Annotated in this window: 18 protein-coding genes; 5 read left to right on the plus strand and 13 right to left on the minus strand. The window is 45.1% G+C overall.

Annotated elements, in window-relative coordinates; genetic code table 11:
- The first annotated feature begins 168 nt into the window (after positions 1–168).
- The gene (locus tag AB4375_RS18760) at positions 169–1,194 is read left to right on the plus strand and encodes an AraC family transcriptional regulator (RefSeq protein ID WP_372052289.1); all 1,026 of its coding nucleotides are present in this window, start codon (positions 169–171) and stop codon (positions 1,192–1,194) included.
- Between the two features lie 57 nt (positions 1,195–1,251).
- On the opposite strand, the gene AB4375_RS18765 is transcribed toward AB4375_RS18760, so the two are convergent.
- Positions 1,252–1,491, minus strand: a complete 240-nt coding sequence (locus AB4375_RS18765) for a hypothetical protein (RefSeq protein WP_017060129.1) — start codon at positions 1,489–1,491, stop codon at positions 1,252–1,254.
- Between AB4375_RS18765 and AB4375_RS18770 the strand changes: the two genes are divergently transcribed.
- A complete protein-coding gene (locus tag AB4375_RS18770; RefSeq protein ID WP_372052291.1) occupies positions 1,463–2,614 on the plus strand; it encodes an MFS transporter in 1,152 nt (383 codons plus the stop codon). The two genes, AB4375_RS18765 and AB4375_RS18770, sit on opposite strands and share 29 nt — an antisense overlap.
- Positions 2,615–2,748: 134 nt before the next feature.
- Here the strand turns inward: AB4375_RS18770 and AB4375_RS18775 are convergent, their stop codons facing one another.
- Positions 2,749–3,642, minus strand: coding sequence for an AraC family transcriptional regulator (locus AB4375_RS18775; protein ID WP_017060977.1), 894 nt, complete (start codon positions 3,640–3,642; stop codon positions 2,749–2,751).
- Between the two features lie 50 nt (positions 3,643–3,692).
- Between AB4375_RS18775 and AB4375_RS18780 the strand changes: the two genes are divergently transcribed.
- A complete protein-coding gene (locus AB4375_RS18780) occupies positions 3,693–5,090 on the plus strand; it encodes an MATE family efflux transporter (RefSeq protein WP_372052292.1) in 1,398 nt (465 codons plus the stop codon).
- A 108-nt stretch (positions 5,091–5,198) separates the two neighbouring features.
- Here AB4375_RS18780 and AB4375_RS18785 read toward each other — a convergent pair whose 3' ends face one another.
- Positions 5,199–5,594 (minus strand): nitrous oxide-stimulated promoter family protein, encoded by a 396-nt coding sequence (locus AB4375_RS18785; RefSeq protein WP_372052293.1) that lies wholly within the window; start codon positions 5,592–5,594, stop codon positions 5,199–5,201.
- A gap of 3 nt (positions 5,595–5,597) precedes the next feature.
- On the minus strand, positions 5,598–6,113 hold the full coding sequence (locus AB4375_RS18790) for a GNAT family N-acetyltransferase (protein WP_372052295.1): 516 nt from the start codon (positions 6,111–6,113) through the stop codon (positions 5,598–5,600).
- A 97-nt stretch (positions 6,114–6,210) separates the two neighbouring features.
- On the opposite strand from AB4375_RS18790, the gene AB4375_RS18795 reads away from it, so the two are divergent.
- Positions 6,211–6,420, plus strand: a complete 210-nt coding sequence (locus AB4375_RS18795; protein WP_017060973.1) for a DUF2986 domain-containing protein — start codon at positions 6,211–6,213, stop codon at positions 6,418–6,420.
- Positions 6,421–6,534: 114 nt separating this feature from the next.
- Here the strand turns inward: AB4375_RS18795 and AB4375_RS18800 are convergent, their stop codons facing one another.
- The 9 genes from AB4375_RS18800 to AB4375_RS18840 all read right to left on the minus strand — a co-directional run bounded on the left by AB4375_RS18800 (position 6,535) and on the right by AB4375_RS18840 (position 13,216).
- Positions 6,535–7,458: an ABC transporter substrate-binding protein gene (locus tag AB4375_RS18800; RefSeq protein WP_372052296.1), complete on the minus strand. Its 924-nt coding sequence runs from the start codon at positions 7,456–7,458 to the stop codon at positions 6,535–6,537.
- Between the two features lie 2 nt (positions 7,459–7,460).
- Positions 7,461–8,336 carry a metal ABC transporter permease gene (locus tag AB4375_RS18805; RefSeq protein ID WP_372052297.1) on the minus strand — a complete coding sequence of 292 codons (876 nt, stop codon included), beginning with the start codon at positions 8,334–8,336 and terminating at the stop codon, positions 7,461–7,463.
- Positions 8,336–9,070: a metal ABC transporter ATP-binding protein gene (locus AB4375_RS18810; protein ID WP_372052298.1), complete on the minus strand. Its 735-nt coding sequence runs from the start codon at positions 9,068–9,070 to the stop codon at positions 8,336–8,338. Before AB4375_RS18810 ends, AB4375_RS18805 begins: the two co-directional genes overlap by 1 nt.
- Positions 9,070–10,005, minus strand: coding sequence for a metal ABC transporter solute-binding protein, Zn/Mn family (locus AB4375_RS18815; RefSeq protein ID WP_372052300.1), 936 nt, complete (start codon positions 10,003–10,005; stop codon positions 9,070–9,072). Before AB4375_RS18815 ends, AB4375_RS18810 begins: the two co-directional genes overlap by 1 nt.
- Positions 10,006–10,018: 13 nt before the next feature.
- Positions 10,019–10,600 carry a DUF6162 family protein gene (locus AB4375_RS18820; protein WP_372052301.1) on the minus strand — a complete coding sequence of 194 codons (582 nt, stop codon included), beginning with the start codon at positions 10,598–10,600 and terminating at the stop codon, positions 10,019–10,021.
- Positions 10,597–10,932, minus strand: coding sequence for a hypothetical protein (locus AB4375_RS18825; protein WP_048608222.1), 336 nt, complete (start codon positions 10,930–10,932; stop codon positions 10,597–10,599). Before AB4375_RS18825 ends, AB4375_RS18820 begins: the two co-directional genes overlap by 4 nt.
- Before the next feature lie 116 nt (positions 10,933–11,048).
- The gene (locus AB4375_RS18830; protein ID WP_136981836.1) at positions 11,049–11,885 is read right to left on the minus strand and encodes a DUF4198 domain-containing protein; all 837 of its coding nucleotides are present in this window, start codon (positions 11,883–11,885) and stop codon (positions 11,049–11,051) included.
- A gap of 111 nt (positions 11,886–11,996) precedes the next feature.
- Complete coding sequence (locus AB4375_RS18835; RefSeq protein ID WP_372052303.1) at positions 11,997–12,515, minus strand: DUF2271 domain-containing protein; 519 nt, start codon at positions 12,513–12,515, stop codon at positions 11,997–11,999.
- Positions 12,516–12,586: 71 nt separating this feature from the next.
- Positions 12,587–13,216, minus strand: a complete 630-nt coding sequence (locus AB4375_RS18840) for a PepSY-associated TM helix domain-containing protein (protein WP_372052305.1) — start codon at positions 13,214–13,216, stop codon at positions 12,587–12,589.
- A 343-nt stretch (positions 13,217–13,559) separates the two neighbouring features.
- On the opposite strand from AB4375_RS18840, the gene AB4375_RS18845 reads away from it, so the two are divergent.
- Positions 13,560–13,880: a hypothetical protein gene (locus AB4375_RS18845; protein ID WP_017067850.1), complete on the plus strand. Its 321-nt coding sequence runs from the start codon at positions 13,560–13,562 to the stop codon at positions 13,878–13,880.
- The last annotated feature ends 72 nt before the right edge of the window (positions 13,881–13,952 follow it).

Consider the following 13,952-nt stretch of genomic DNA (forward strand, 5'->3'; position numbering starts at 1 on the left):
TTTCAAAAAGACAAAAACCGGTGATATTCGGACACGACCTGTGTAAGCCCAATAAAACCTTGCACACATAAACCAAAATTTGGAACAAGCTTGCGAAAGTGAGAACAAGCAACAGGCGTAAATGTTAAAAGTTCGGTTAAGATATCGATATTCAACAAGAGGCAGCTTATGGAATACACCGCAGTTTACGAACCCGACATGCAAGCATTCGGCATTCTGGATCTTCAGTTGCTGCATCGTTACCTGTCGCCTGTTCTCAGTATCGAAGAGTTGCTCGAAGGCAGTAACATCGATGCTCTCCAACTCAACACACCCGATACACACATCACTTTGGCGCAAAAGCTTGCTGTGTTCAGTAATGCGTTAGCGAATTCCAACGAAGACGGATTGGGGCTTAAAGTTGGCCAACAAGCGAGGTTCAGCGATTTCGGCGTGCTCGGTTATGCGGTGTTTAGCAGCGAAACACTACTCGATGCCTTTTTAATCGGGTTTAAGTATCTGCAACTTGCTGGCCCTGTCCTCAGGAAAACCATGTCTGTAGAAGACAACATTGGTTACTTTCGCGCAGAGCAACTTATCGAACTCGATTCTTTACTGCCCTTTTGTTGTGAATACTGGTTCTCGGCGATACACAGTTTGTGCGAAGAGGTCTTACAGCAGCCCTTTCCTTCTCAAGTGATCCGCTTCCCCTATCCAAAACCTGAATACGGCGATCTATACACAGAGATTTTCCGCTGCCCGGTTGAATTCAATAGTGACCGGCTTGAATGGGAGTTCGACGCAACCACCTTGTATTCATCTCTTCCTACCGCCAACCCCATCACTTTACAGATGTGCTTAAAATCGTGTGATGACATGTTGGCAAAAGTCAGTGCACCCAGTAGCCTCAAAGAGAAAGTCTCTCAGATGCTGATTGAAAGGCCAGGATGTTACCCTTCTATAGAATCCATTTCTTCAGAACTGGGCATGTCTTCTCGAACTCTGCGTCGTCACCTGAAAGCAGCGGATACGAGCTATCAGAAGATACTGGACCACGTTCGTTTTCACCTTTCTCGACACTACCTTTCTTCAACTCAAATGAGCATTGAAGAGATATCTGAGCGCGTTGGGTTTTCAGACAGCGCTAACTTTCGTCATGCCTTTCGTAAGTGGAGTGGTAACTCGCCACGTCAATACCGTAAAGAAACGGTCTAACACTTAAAATCCCAATCAATCCAAATCATAAAAAGACAATCACGCTGCAATCTTTTTCTAAATTAAACCACCAATGAACAACGGCTTAACGACTTTTTGCCCGCATAAAATCTCGCCAAACCACCAAATATCGCAACCGTATTTTAGTTTAGTTGGTCGATAAATTTCTTTTATCTTAACGACCATTTTTATTTGTTTTACCCAATTCAGTTTCTCCCCCATAGTCGCGGAAAATTCATCGTTTCTTTTACTATCAGAGGCTCCTGCATTGGACAACATCCAACCAACAACTCGCATAACTGTTCCTGTTATTGCATTGTCTTTTTACGCGATCGCTTCAGGCTACTTAATGAGTTCATTACCATTAATGCTGTCTGAGTATGGCTTAGACAAAGATCTATCGAGTTGGTTGGCGAGTGCATTCTATGCAGGTCTACTGGCTGGTACATTATTGATTGAACGTGCCATTGCGCGTGTTGGCCACAAAGATGCGTTCGTCATCGCATTGAGTGTGTTCATCGCAACGATCCTTGTATTGCCATTGATCCCACACCAAGCAGTATGGCTACTAGCTCGCTTTGTGGCTGGTGTGGCGGTTGCAGGTATCTTCGTGATTGTAGAGTCTTGGCTAATGAACGGTGACGAGTCACAACGCGCAAAACGTCTCGCTATCTACATGTGTTCACTGTACGGCGGTTCTGCAGTTGGTCAGCTTGGTATCGGTTACTTAGGTATTACTGGTGGCGTACCTTTCATCGCAATGTTCACCCTTCTGTTTGGTGCGATCATTGTGCTGATGTACGGACAAGCAACTCCACCACAGATCCACGATGCGCAATCTTTGTCTTTAAAGCAGATCAGCAAATTAAGCCACAGCGCGCTAATTGGCTGCATTGTTTCCGGATTAACGCTAGGTGCGATTTACGGCTTGATGCCAGTTGAACTTGCTCAACGTAACATTGCACACGAAGACATTGGTGGTTTGATGGCTTTGGTTATCATGGGTGGTATGGCTGTACAGCCGATCGTGACTTGGTTATCTCACCACGTAGGACAAGTGTTATTAATGGCTCTGTTCTGCCTGCTAGGGGTTGCAAGCATTGGTGTGCTCACTATCAATCACGATTTCTACGTACTAGGCATGAGCTTGTTCGTATTAGGCATGGCCACATTTGCGCTATACCCAATCGCGATTAACTTAGGTTGCCGTAACCTTGACCCAAGCTACTTGGTGTCAGTGACTCAAATCATGCTACTTTGCTACAGCATCGGTTCTGTTGCGGGACCAATCGTTGCAGACAGCTTTATGGATTCACAAGCAGGATTGTTCACTTACCTGTTCGCGTCTCTACTTGCTACAACGATCTACATGTTGATTGCTAGCCTAAAGCGCTCTCACCTACAGATTGCAGGCGAGTAAGCTTAAATAGATAGACACTAGATGCGTGTCATTAGGGCTCCGAGTTCAGACTTTATGTCTAAGCGAAGGGCTCTTTTCAACTCATGCCTATATGTAACCTTCTTCTCCCACACTTCTCATTTCATCGTGCAAGGCTAACCAAGAAGTCGATGGCTCTTTCGATATTGACTGGGTGACAAACCGAAATGCTTTTTGAAACGATGCGAAAAGTTATAAGGATCTTTGTAGCCTAAGCGATTAGCAATCATAGAAACTGACCAATCTTGATATTTCAGTAGACTGGTGGCTTTGTCCATGCGTAATTGAATCAATTTACTGCGTGGTGAGAGGTTGAATAGCGTCTTGGTGACTCTATTAAGTTGCTCTTCACTGATAAACACTCTTTCAGCCATCCCTGCCACTGTCCATGGCTGATGCAGACTACTTTCAATTTCGTTATAGAGCGCTTGAACACGTGCAGTGGTGCTGGTCGACTTAGGCTCAAACCCCGTCAATGTTCGGATAATTTCACTCAAGAGTAACTTACGGTAACTGGCTCTACCGCCTATCTCAAAGTAAACCAAGTTCATTAATGACCAGATCTGCTCACACTCTCCAAAAGGCACAATCCCCTGTCCTAAACTTGCTATGTGCTGCCATTGCTTGGTGTCAGGCGTCAGCATCCACGCCATTTTCCAATAATTATATTGAGGATCGAGTTCAAAACGAAATGGGGTTTCAGCAGGAAGCACCACGAGTGTATAAGGTGTAATCGCTTGGACCGATGTTGCGGTTGTTAGAATGCCGCCACCTTCCATAGTGAAAATCAACGTATGAACATTAACGGATTCGCGCTCAACCCAGTAGCCATCATATAGCTTCGCCATGCCGCCCATATAGACACCAAAGCTTTTCATCTCTGGAATATCTTCAACGGTCAAAAAACGTTCTTTGCACTGTTCAGCGAGAAAAACATCATCATGCCAAGTTGATTTTGGTCTCATTGAATCAATGACGGATTCGCACAGGTTTTGTTGTTTTTTAAACATGTTGTTACTTCGCTCAAATCACTATAGTTCTGCCATAAATCGGAGAGCTTATGACAACTAACATCAACCCTAACTCATCTATGAATAACAAGCCAGAGAGCATCTTACCTCGTATCGTTAAACTGGGTTTGCCTGTTGCTTTGCAAAGTGCGCTTGTCGCTATTCTTGCCCTTGCTGACGTACTAATGGTCAGTGATTATGGTATGGAAGCAGCTGCGGCTGTGGGAATTGCATCAAAATGGCACTTCGTTGCTATTATGATTATGGCAGGGTTGGCCTCAGCAAACGGAACATTGGTTGCTCAATACTGGGGAAAGAATGACCGAAAAAGCGCGCGAACGGTATCATCTATCGCGATGGTGTTTGGCTTAAAAGTTCTGCTGCCTGTTACTGCAATCATCACTCTTGGTTCTCAGTTTTTAATGATGTTGCAAACCAGCGATCAAACCGTGATTGAACTTGGCGCGACTTACCTATGGTATGGCTTCCCTGTTCTACTGCTGACTCACATTGTCGTCGTGGTGGAAGCAAGCATGCGCTCATCAGGTGACACCGTAACCCCACTACTATTGGGCGCGGTGACCATTGCACTCAACATTGCGCTTAACTTCGTTCTAATCAAAGGTGCCTTTGGTATTCCCGCTATGGGCGTAGCAGGTGCGGCACTGGCGACGACACTCGCTCGCGCGATTCAAGTTGGCTTGATGTATAGCTACATGCGTATGCGTAAACACTGGTTGTTAACCACGCCTAGTTCACCACATCGTCCATCATTATGGTTGTCTTACCGTCGTATTGCTTTGCCACTAACGATGAATGCCGTGTTATGGGCAATGGGCACTATGGCGTACCAAATGATCTTCGGTCACATGGGCACAACGGAACTTGCTGTGTTCTCTATGCTCGCGCCTTTTGAGTCGCTGTGTTACTCGATATTCTTTGGTATTTCTGTAGCGTGTTCCGTGTTGCTTGGTCACTCACTTGGTCGTGATGAGTTTGATGACGCTATGAGTATGGGTCTGACGTTCATCAAAGCCGTGGTTGGTTTTGGTGCGGTTGTAGGCTTGCTATTGTTTATGGGTAAAGAGCACGTTCTGTCATGGCTAAACCTTTCTACCGATGCATTGTACCCACTCGCTGCACCTGCAATGACTATTATGTGTTTTGCAGTAGTCATTCGTATGCTCAACATGGTGATCATTAACGGTATTATTCGTGCTGGTGGTGATAATGCGTTCTGCCTTCGCATGGATTTCATCGCGATGTGGATGGTGGGCATTCCAGTATGTGTTTACGGCGCGTTTGTCGCTGAATGGGACTTTAAATACATCTATGGTCTAATGTTGGTAGAAGAAGTCGTGAAATTGACCATCTGTTCACACCGTTACTTGAGCCGACGCTGGATCAACAACCTAACGGTGACCTACGAAGAGCCTCAAGCGGCGTAAGTTTCAGTTACCTGGCTATATTCAAACTTAGATAAAACGTATCTACATAAAAAAGGTCTGAGAAATCAGACCTTTTGCATTTCTTTAGAAATTACTTTAAAGCGCCACTTACTTCTTGTTCATTCGGATATGGCGGTTCGACACATTCGGCAACGGCTTTTCAGGCACTTTCCGTTTCTCATGAATCAGATGTCGAATCGCTAATATCGGATGCTTAAGTAGCATTCTTGGCCCGGCATAGCGCATCACCAATCGCATTTGCTCTTTCGGGTCTGGTTTATAGCAATGAATCAGACACTTATTACAGGTCGGTTTTGCTTCGCCATAAGGACATCTATCCAGTCGTGTTTCGGCGTAACGCAACAGTTGCTCACACTCCTCACATAACGCGTTATTCTGACGAACTTCACCGTGGTGATCTTTGCAATAGATGTGCACCATCGCAATAACGGTTTTGTACTCCGTTGCGAGCTCACCTTGTAGAATATTGTTATGTTGGAACATGTTTTAATTACCTAATGAGAAACCGTACAGGTTGAGATTAACGCTTTCGCTTATCACATCTTCAACTCGCTCGAACACAAAGCCTAACTTAGTCAGTAGTGTGATACTTCGAATGTTATCAGAGGTAATGATGGCAACTAAATGATCGATATCAGCATTCTGCTTAGCTTGTTCAATTATCGCCTCCGCGGCTTCTTGGGCAAAGCCTTGACCATAAAACTCAGGAGCAAACCCGTAGCCAATATCATGCGACGCTAAGGTGTCTCTTTTTATTAATCCGCAGATACCAATTGGCGTTGAAGTTTCTTTGATTTCAACCATCAACAAACAGACACCCTTCTCTTCATGCATCTTAAGAATGTTGTTTTCAATGTACTCGACAGCCTTTTCAATGTTGTTGATTTCCTTATCACCAATGTAACGCAGGAAATCTTCTGAGCTGTATAGTCGTTGAATAAACGCCGCATCTTGAGGTGTGATCATTCTTAATCTTAAACGTTCGGTCTCGACTGACTGCATAGTGATATTTTCCTTGCTGAATACCATGTAAATATTGAGTTCTAGAGCTAAAATGATTATCCTCCACCGCCTAAACTAAATACAAGGCTATGCAGCAATGAACCGTAAGAAAAAAATCAATCAAATTCTAAAAAAGAAGCAGAAACAGGCGAATTCTAAACTGCATAGTAGCAACAAGCCTCGCTACATCTCTAAAGCTGACCGTGCAAAAATGGAAGCTGAAGAACAAGCGAAAGCAGCTCAAGAGCAAGCTGAAGGTTCAGTAGAAGCAACTGTTGAAGCTGAAGAGACAAAAGCTGCAGAGTAAGTTTATACTCGCAGTCCTCTTGTCTGACACTCTTTTCAGAGCCAACAGACAAGAACAAAAAAGCAGCCTCAAATTGGGCTGCTTTTTTGATCCTACCATTTTTAATCGCGCTGGTTAGCCTTTGAATGGCTGCACTTCCCAACGGGCAAACGGTGCTTTTGCGTTGATTCCCGCTCTGCCCCAACGATCAACAGAATCCACTACCAAGATACGCTCATTCGGTACCAATGATTTAATCAAGTTGCTTGGCTTTTTCGCTGTAACTAACCATAGAGCATCATCTTCCGAAAACATCTCTTTAAGCTTGGCTTTGTCCTGCTCTGTCCATTCCAGTTCAGCTTTGAACATGCGTTCTTCAACAAACAGTTGGCTGCCAGAGGCGAAATCTTCCAAGCTTTCTGAAAGCAACAATACTGAATCTACGTCATTGTCGAGCAATACTGCTTGCTGCTTGTTGATCAGTTCACGAACATCCAACATTACACGTTGTAAGTTGCTATCAATCGTTTCAGCTTGCGCAGGCCACAACAACTTAAAGTCGTCAGCCACAATCGCCGCCATACGCGTTAGATTGGTTGGGTTTAACCACGCGTATTTAGACACTTCACCATTTGATAACGTCAGCGCAGCTACACCTTGCGCGCGCGGTGTAATCGCTTGAGCCGCATCCACTTCAACCAAACGGATATTGCCCTGTCTTGCGTATACAAATGTAGGATCAGCTTGCCAAATAGATGACAGCGTTAATGCTACGGTCGCCTTTTCGCCGGATTGAAGGACTTTGCTTGCGCCTTTAGTACCAAACCAGTTTGGCAGACGATCAATGCCGTAGCGCTTTGGTGGCAGATATTCGGTGGTAATGTCTGTGCCTTTGGTTAGCTCTGTCGCCAATGCATAAGTCACAGGTGTACTGGTTAGGATGTCTTCTGCATTCACGTTCAGTGACATCACAGAACCAGCCATTAATACACTACCAAGTACACTCACTTGAGCCGTTGCTTTTACTGAGCTAGCGATACGATTCATTAAACAAGTCATGATTACGCCTTTCTTACAATTCGGTATAGCGTTGCTGCTAGGAAAAACGTTGCAGAAACGATTATGATTGAAGCGCCCGATGGCACTGGCAGTTTGAGTTCCATAGGCAACACGGTTCCAACCAAACATGCGATGGTTGCGAGTAATGCCGACAAGAGAACAAAGCTCCCCATACGTTTAGTTAACAATCGAGCGGTCGCACCTGGAATCAACAATAACGCACCCACTAGAACTGCACCTACGATCTTCACGGCCGCAATTGTCACTAAGGTGATCATCATGACAAACAAGTAATCGTAAAAGCTGGTGTTGTAACCACGAACCTTAGCTATATCAGGGCTGATACAAGTTAGGAGAATGCGGTTGAATGTCGGTATCAAGAGCAAGATGATGATCACGCAACTACCTGCGAGAATCGCTAAGTCTTGGTCTGTTACCGTAAGAATCGAGCCAAACAGTACGTTTTCAAGCATGTGGATATTGATCTTACGAGCAACATACATCAGTAACGCCGCACCCACTGCCAGTGCTAAAGCAAGGAAAACACCCACTAAGGTATCGTATGGAACGTTGGTCCTGTTTCTTACAAAGTGAAGAAGCAGAGCGAAGATCATACAGAAGCTAAACAAACCAATAATTGGGTTTTCTGGTGGCTCGCCAAGCAAAACACCAATAGCGATACCGGTTAGCGCTGCGTGGCCGACGGCTTCTGAGAAGAAAGCCAGACGCTTGGCAATCACCAAAGTACCCAGACCACCTAACAGAGGACCAAGTAGTAACGCTGCAACCAAAGCATTGACCATGAAGGCATACATGAAACTGTCTGATAACCAGCCCGCTTCCACGCCACTAATGGCTAGTTGTCGTAACCAATCCATTACGCAACCTCCTTCGATTTGGTCATCGCAGAGCCACTGCTGTAGTGCTGGAACAGGCTCTCGATTTTACTTGGGTGTAAGACTTGTTCGTGTGGGCCACTATCAACCAAGAATCGATTCACAACATGTACGTTCGCTTCGAGTCGACGCACTGCCGTGACATCGTGGTGTACCGCAAGGATCGTACGACCTTCACTAACACATTCACGAATTAACGATTCAAGATAACGAACGCCCTGCTCGTCCATACCCGTGGTTGGTTCATCCAACACCAGTAGACTTGGGTTATCTAATAGCGCTTGGGCAAACAGCACGCGTTGCTGCTCACCACCCGATAACTGTCCCATGCGGCGGTCGCTACGAGTAACCATACCAACGCGATCTAATTGTGCGAGTGCAAGATCCAATTGCTTAGATTTACGACGCCAAAACAATGGGATTCGTGTTTGGTTAAGCAGTACGAAGTCCATTACAGTCAAAGGCAAGCTAGACTCGAAGGTCGCTTTTTGAGGTACGTAACCAATACTCTGCTTTTCTGGCCAGTGGATATTGATTTGGCCAGAGAAAGGCGTAAGGCCAAGCACAGAGCGCAGTAATGAAGTTTTACCGCCACCGTTTGGCCCCATGATTACATGGCACTCACCCGCTTTAAGTTCTAGTGAAATTTCGTCAAGAATGACGTTGTTGTCGTATTGCAGACCGAGTTTATTAATTGAGATTGATGGACCTAACATTATGCGTTCCCGCTTTTAGCTTGGTTCGCCGCCGCAAATTTCATGGCTTCGATTAACGTTTCTAGGTTTTTCTTCATCTCAACTTCCACTTTATCGTCTTCATATTCGCCGTGCGTCATGTGAGAAAAACGGTAAAGCTGAACGCCTGTTTCAGCTTCAATGGTGTCAACAAAACGGTTTGGCATGTTGAGCTCGTAGAACAGAACATCAATACCCGATGCGCGGATCTTTTCGATCGTCTCTTGCAGTTGACTAGCACTTGGCTCAACACCGTGTGCAGGTTCAATCACCGCCGCCACATCCACACCAAACTCTTGGAGGATGTAGCCATACGCATTGTGTGTTGTCGCTACTTTCATGCCAGATGTGTCTAGCTCACCTAATGACAACATCGCATCACGCTTCATAAAACGAAATTGCTTGGCGTATTTGCGCGCGTTCTTGCGATAGAACGCAGCATTGTCTGGGTCGAGCTTAGAAACTTCACTTGCGATGGTGTAAACCTTTTGAATCGTGGTCGATAGGCCAACAAAAGTATGCGGGTTCACGGCACCTTGACCAACAGACTGGCCTAATGCGGGAAGTAGAGGCACTTCTTTGTTTGCTTCGATCACCACTAAATCATCACGTTGCGCGGCTGAAATCACTTTAAGCGCGAAGTCGTCGTGACCAATGCCGTTTACTACGATTGCGTCCATCTGGCTCAATCGTTTCAGGTCGTTCGGTTGTGGCAGGTAGTTATGTGGGTTGAAACCAGCGTCAACTAAAGGAAGAATGTTCACTTTGTCGCCTACTACGGCTTTCACATAGCTGTAGTAAGGTTGAAGCGTGATACCAATCGTCAGCTTGTCGCTGTCGACCTTGTATTCTTTTGCTAATGCATTCGGTGCCATGAACACCGCTAGTAACGACATGAACAGAGTCATAATTCGCATAGTAAATCTCTTATTATTTGTGAGCATCACTTTCATGATGCAGTTCAATTTCTGATTCATTCACAACCATTTTCCAGCCGGCAGACTCAAGCATTTGTTGGTCAAAAGTATCAGGCTGTTTCGCTACACCGCCCAAGAAGATCCAGATTTCAGGAGAAACGCTGTTCGCATTTAAAATAAAGGAATCCGCAAAACCATGATCGGTAGGCGTAGCTTGTTCACTTGGAGTAGAAAAGTAATAACCACGCTCGTCCAGTACCCAAGCATGAGAACCTTTGCGCTTCCAACTCTGATCTTCTACAAACGGGGCAACCCATTCATCTTTAAGTGATGCAACACTCGGCCATTCACCATCTGAGTCCATGCGCAGGTCACGGATTTCTTCATGCGCTAAACGCAGCTCTGATAGCATCGCCAAGTTTTCTTGTTCAACATCAGTCACTAGAATTTGATGATCAAGCACTGCTTTAACGTGGGATTCAGCCTGATGAAATGGGATTGCGACAGTTGAAAAGCAAAGGATGAACACAATGATCAGTCCTACCCATTTGCCCTCTCTGCCACCCGTGTCTGCACGTACACCTTCAATCATCATTTCTCACTGATCTCAACAACGTCCACTTCAACAGGAAACTCGTGGCCTGAATCAAACACAAGATAGAACTCAGTGTCTGGGTTTGGAAACTCAACGATAGAGCGCTTATCCGTCATCTCTTTCGCAATCAAGTTGTCTTCGTAGTCGTACATCTCAACCGCGTAATCAATCGCTTTACTACCGTCTGAATAACCCGCTTCACAGGCCACGGTTTTGCCTTCAAACCAACAACTCATCAGTGGAAAGTGTGCTTGTGCAGGTAATGCAGCGAAACCAAGTCCCAATGCTAAGCAAGGAGTCATTAAAGCGTTAAGTTTTGTTTTTATTGTCATGGTTCGTACCCTAGCCACAGTGCAAATTCTCAGAAGTAAACTGAGCGATAAAGGGCTCAAATGAGCCCTTAAGTTTTTTTGATTCTTAATCAGGGATCTAGCCCCGATATCACAGACTATTGAAGCAGCGCTTCGAACGTTAGGTGAACGTTCGCGCTTGCTTTGTCTGCCAGTGGGTTGTCAATCAACTCACCTTTGTAGTTCGCTTTCATTACGTAACGACCTGCTACGTCTGGAGTAAACGTGATTTCACCGTTCTCATCACTCACCACATCAATCTGCTCTTGGTGGTTGCGGTAAAGCGTACCTTCACGAGTAATCTCCGCTTTCACGTCTTTCTGGATTTCACCGTTGTAGAAGAACTGGAATGTCACAGGTTCGCCTTCAACGATATCTGAAGGGTGTGTCACAGGCTTCATTTCTAGAAGCTTGCCTTCAATTTTGAACACTGAATCCGTTGGCTTACCTACCGTGATGTAGCTTTCTGCACGAGTGAAGCCGATCTGCGTTACCACGTCACGTGATTTTTCAGGCAGAACTGAGTCACGCTCAGCTTTGTTTGCTTTAATCCACTTCACCGTGTCACGGCGACCCGCTTTGTATTGCGTGTAGTAAGACGGCTGGTTGTTGATCGCCACTTTGTGTGTACCTTCTTCTTCAAAATAGAAGTCGAAGATTGAACGACGCTTGCCACGAATAACGAAGTTAGGACGCTCGCTGCGGCCATCTGGCATGATGACATGAGCATTTTCGCTGCCAGCAGGCTTATCAAAAACAAACGTACCGTGAGACGCCGTCACATCGAACGTTAGCCAATCACCACCTTCTTTAGATACAGTGAAGTGCGATGGCAAAATCCAGCGTGGGTGAGCTTGTGCTGTTGTCGTAGCCGCTAGGCCGAACGCCATAACACCCGCTAGAGCAAGTGCCTTTATTTTTGTCTGTTTCATCATGTTCATTCCATTATTTATAATTTTTAGCCGTGTCGCTCGATCTGAGCCTACGATGACTACTGTCGATTCTGTTCTGATTCTTAAACCAATTGGGGTTCACTGCTGCGTTGTCTATTTAGCGACGTAATTCAGTGTAATTTCACCCGTCTCTTCTGTTGCCTTTAGCTCATAAGAAGCGTTTGAATCTGTGAGTGATACTTTTTGACGAAGATAGTTACGGCCGCCGTGTTCACGAACAACTTCGATATGAACCGTGTATTCGCCTTGCTCTAGATCTTGACCGTCATCGCTCTTACCATCCCAAACGAAACGGTACTTGCCAGCAGGGCGCGTTGCGGATGTCACGGCGTCAACGAGTTCGCGATCGTAACGGCCAACTTTTCTCCACCAGCTGCGCAGATCTTTCAGCCATTCATCTTTACCGACCCAAAGCTCAATGGTTTTCACTGACTTTCGTTCGCTGTTCTCTACCCACACCGCCACATAAGGACGCGCATACATAGAGGTATCAATCTTTGGAAGCTCGAAGCTCACATCAAGTTTTGCCGTATCAGGAATCGCTTGTGCCATACCTAGGCTTGGCAAAATAGATAAAGCAAGAAGCGCCTTGCTCCAGTTCATTTTTTTCATGTTTAACAACCTTTTAAATCCGTTTAACCTTAAGTTCGTTCTTCAATCCGATTTATCAATCGAACCAAGCGTTAAGGCACGGCGACAAAATAGATAACCAATGAGATTGCAGACCCAAACACCGTCCATTTAATGGAGGTATTGAGTGTTTTTTTCTTAGGTAACAGTAAGCACACGCCGGTAAGTACAAAGAAGACCATCAGGAGTGCTGTGATATCTATGAACCATTTCCACGCCTCACCGCTATTACGACCTTTGTGTAGGTCATTCAACAGTGCAATCACGCCGTAATTGGTGGTTTCGACTTCCACCATTTCAGACGCCACGTCAACGAACACAGAGGCGTTGTAACCTGGTCCTTTGAAGTCCATAGACACTTCACCGATGAGCAACTCACCGCCTTCAATCTCGGCGTAGATGTCTAAACCTGAAGGAACGCCAGATAGGTTGGCTTCTTCAAACAGAAATGTTTCAAAGGCCGTTTCGTCGGCTTTTAATCGCCCGTCTTGGATTGAAAATAAACTTGCAGGAAGCGTTAACGTAGACCGTTGGATATTGGGTTGGGTTGATTCAAATAACTCAGGTCGATTAAGGGTGATACCTGTCACTGAGAAGAAAAGAACAACGAACAGAAGCGCCATTGAAATATAAACATGAAGTCGACGAGCCCATGATTGAACCGCCCTACTTTTTAACGACATACAAACCAATACCTATAAATTTTATGGCGTCAATTTAGTTGATAATCATTCGTATTGGCATTCAATTTACATTGTTTACGTTTGCCGAGTGGCGTAAGGAAATTTACATAACATTACATGGGAAGTAATCGAACTGTATGCATATTCTTGCTAACGTGTACTAAAGGGATTTGATTCGTTTTATTAGAGGTTATTGATAACAGGGTCAAAGCTCAAAAAAACTCAATCTCAACATGCTTGATTGAGATGGGTTTAAGGTAACAGTCGTAGCTTTAAGGATAGAAAGTAGGGACTATTTGATCACTGGTTTGATGATAGCTAATGAAGCTTAAAAGGATTTGAAATGCGTATTTTTGTTTTGGCTTTTGCTGCGCTAGTGACGGCGTGCACCAGCCAAATAATCAGCACGGAAGAACATATTCAAGAATACATCGGTTCAGACATAACCGATGTACAAGAACGTTATCTCACCGAACGGTCACGCCCTATCAGTTTTTGGGCGTCTCGAAACTATGCTTGGATTGAAACCAAGAAACCGTTAGACAATGGTTATACAGTACACGCATTCAAAAACCCTTATCGTGACTGCACCATTAATTGGGTTGCTGATACCAGCGGCGTGATTCAAAGTGCTACGTCCAGCGGCACGATGTGCGAGCCTTAACTGCCGCATTGGAACGATAAAGTTCAAAAAGCTTTAACCGCCAAAATTAAAAAGGGTGTCATTTGAACCATC

Source organism: Vibrio sp. 10N.261.51.C6, from assembly GCF_041471785.1.
In the GTDB taxonomy this organism is placed as follows: Bacteria; Pseudomonadota; Gammaproteobacteria; order Enterobacterales; family Vibrionaceae; genus Vibrio; species Vibrio crassostreae_C.

What these genes read in the sequence shown, in the direction of transcription:
- AB4375_RS18825 (WP_048608222.1), bottom strand. Translation starts at nt 10,932, where the DNA reads ATGACAATAAAAACAAAACTTAACGCTTTAATGACTCCTTGCTTAGCA.
- AB4375_RS18820 (WP_372052301.1), bottom strand. Translation starts at nt 10,600, where the DNA reads ATGATGATTGAAGGTGTACGTGCAGACACGGGTGGCAGAGAGGGCAAA.
- AB4375_RS18830 (WP_136981836.1), bottom strand. Translation starts at nt 11,885, where the DNA reads ATGATGAAACAGACAAAAATAAAGGCACTTGCTCTAGCGGGTGTTATG.
- AB4375_RS18790 (WP_372052295.1), bottom strand. Translation starts at nt 6,113, where the DNA reads ATGCAGTCAGTCGAGACCGAACGTTTAAGATTAAGAATGATCACACCT.
- AB4375_RS18795 (WP_017060973.1), top strand. Translation starts at nt 6,211, where the DNA reads ATGAACCGTAAGAAAAAAATCAATCAAATTCTAAAAAAGAAGCAGAAA.
- AB4375_RS18805 (WP_372052297.1), bottom strand. Translation starts at nt 8,336, where the DNA reads ATGGATTGGTTACGACAACTAGCCATTAGTGGCGTGGAAGCGGGCTGG.
- AB4375_RS18785 (WP_372052293.1), bottom strand. Translation starts at nt 5,594, where the DNA reads ATGTTCCAACATAACAATATTCTACAAGGTGAGCTCGCAACGGAGTAC.
- AB4375_RS18765 (WP_017060129.1), bottom strand. Translation starts at nt 1,491, where the DNA reads ATGCGAGTTGTTGGTTGGATGTTGTCCAATGCAGGAGCCTCTGATAGT.
- AB4375_RS18760 (WP_372052289.1), top strand. Translation starts at nt 169, where the DNA reads ATGGAATACACCGCAGTTTACGAACCCGACATGCAAGCATTCGGCATT.
- AB4375_RS18800 (WP_372052296.1), bottom strand. Translation starts at nt 7,458, where the DNA reads ATGACTTGTTTAATGAATCGTATCGCTAGCTCAGTAAAAGCAACGGCT.
- AB4375_RS18815 (WP_372052300.1), bottom strand. Translation starts at nt 10,005, where the DNA reads ATGCGAATTATGACTCTGTTCATGTCGTTACTAGCGGTGTTCATGGCA.
- AB4375_RS18835 (WP_372052303.1), bottom strand. Translation starts at nt 12,515, where the DNA reads ATGAAAAAAATGAACTGGAGCAAGGCGCTTCTTGCTTTATCTATTTTG.
- AB4375_RS18780 (WP_372052292.1), top strand. Translation starts at nt 3,693, where the DNA reads ATGACAACTAACATCAACCCTAACTCATCTATGAATAACAAGCCAGAG.
- AB4375_RS18845 (WP_017067850.1), top strand. Translation starts at nt 13,560, where the DNA reads ATGCGTATTTTTGTTTTGGCTTTTGCTGCGCTAGTGACGGCGTGCACC.
- AB4375_RS18840 (WP_372052305.1), bottom strand. Translation starts at nt 13,216, where the DNA reads ATGTCGTTAAAAAGTAGGGCGGTTCAATCATGGGCTCGTCGACTTCAT.
- AB4375_RS18775 (WP_017060977.1), bottom strand. Translation starts at nt 3,642, where the DNA reads ATGTTTAAAAAACAACAAAACCTGTGCGAATCCGTCATTGATTCAATG.
- AB4375_RS18810 (WP_372052298.1), bottom strand. Translation starts at nt 9,070, where the DNA reads ATGTTAGGTCCATCAATCTCAATTAATAAACTCGGTCTGCAATACGAC.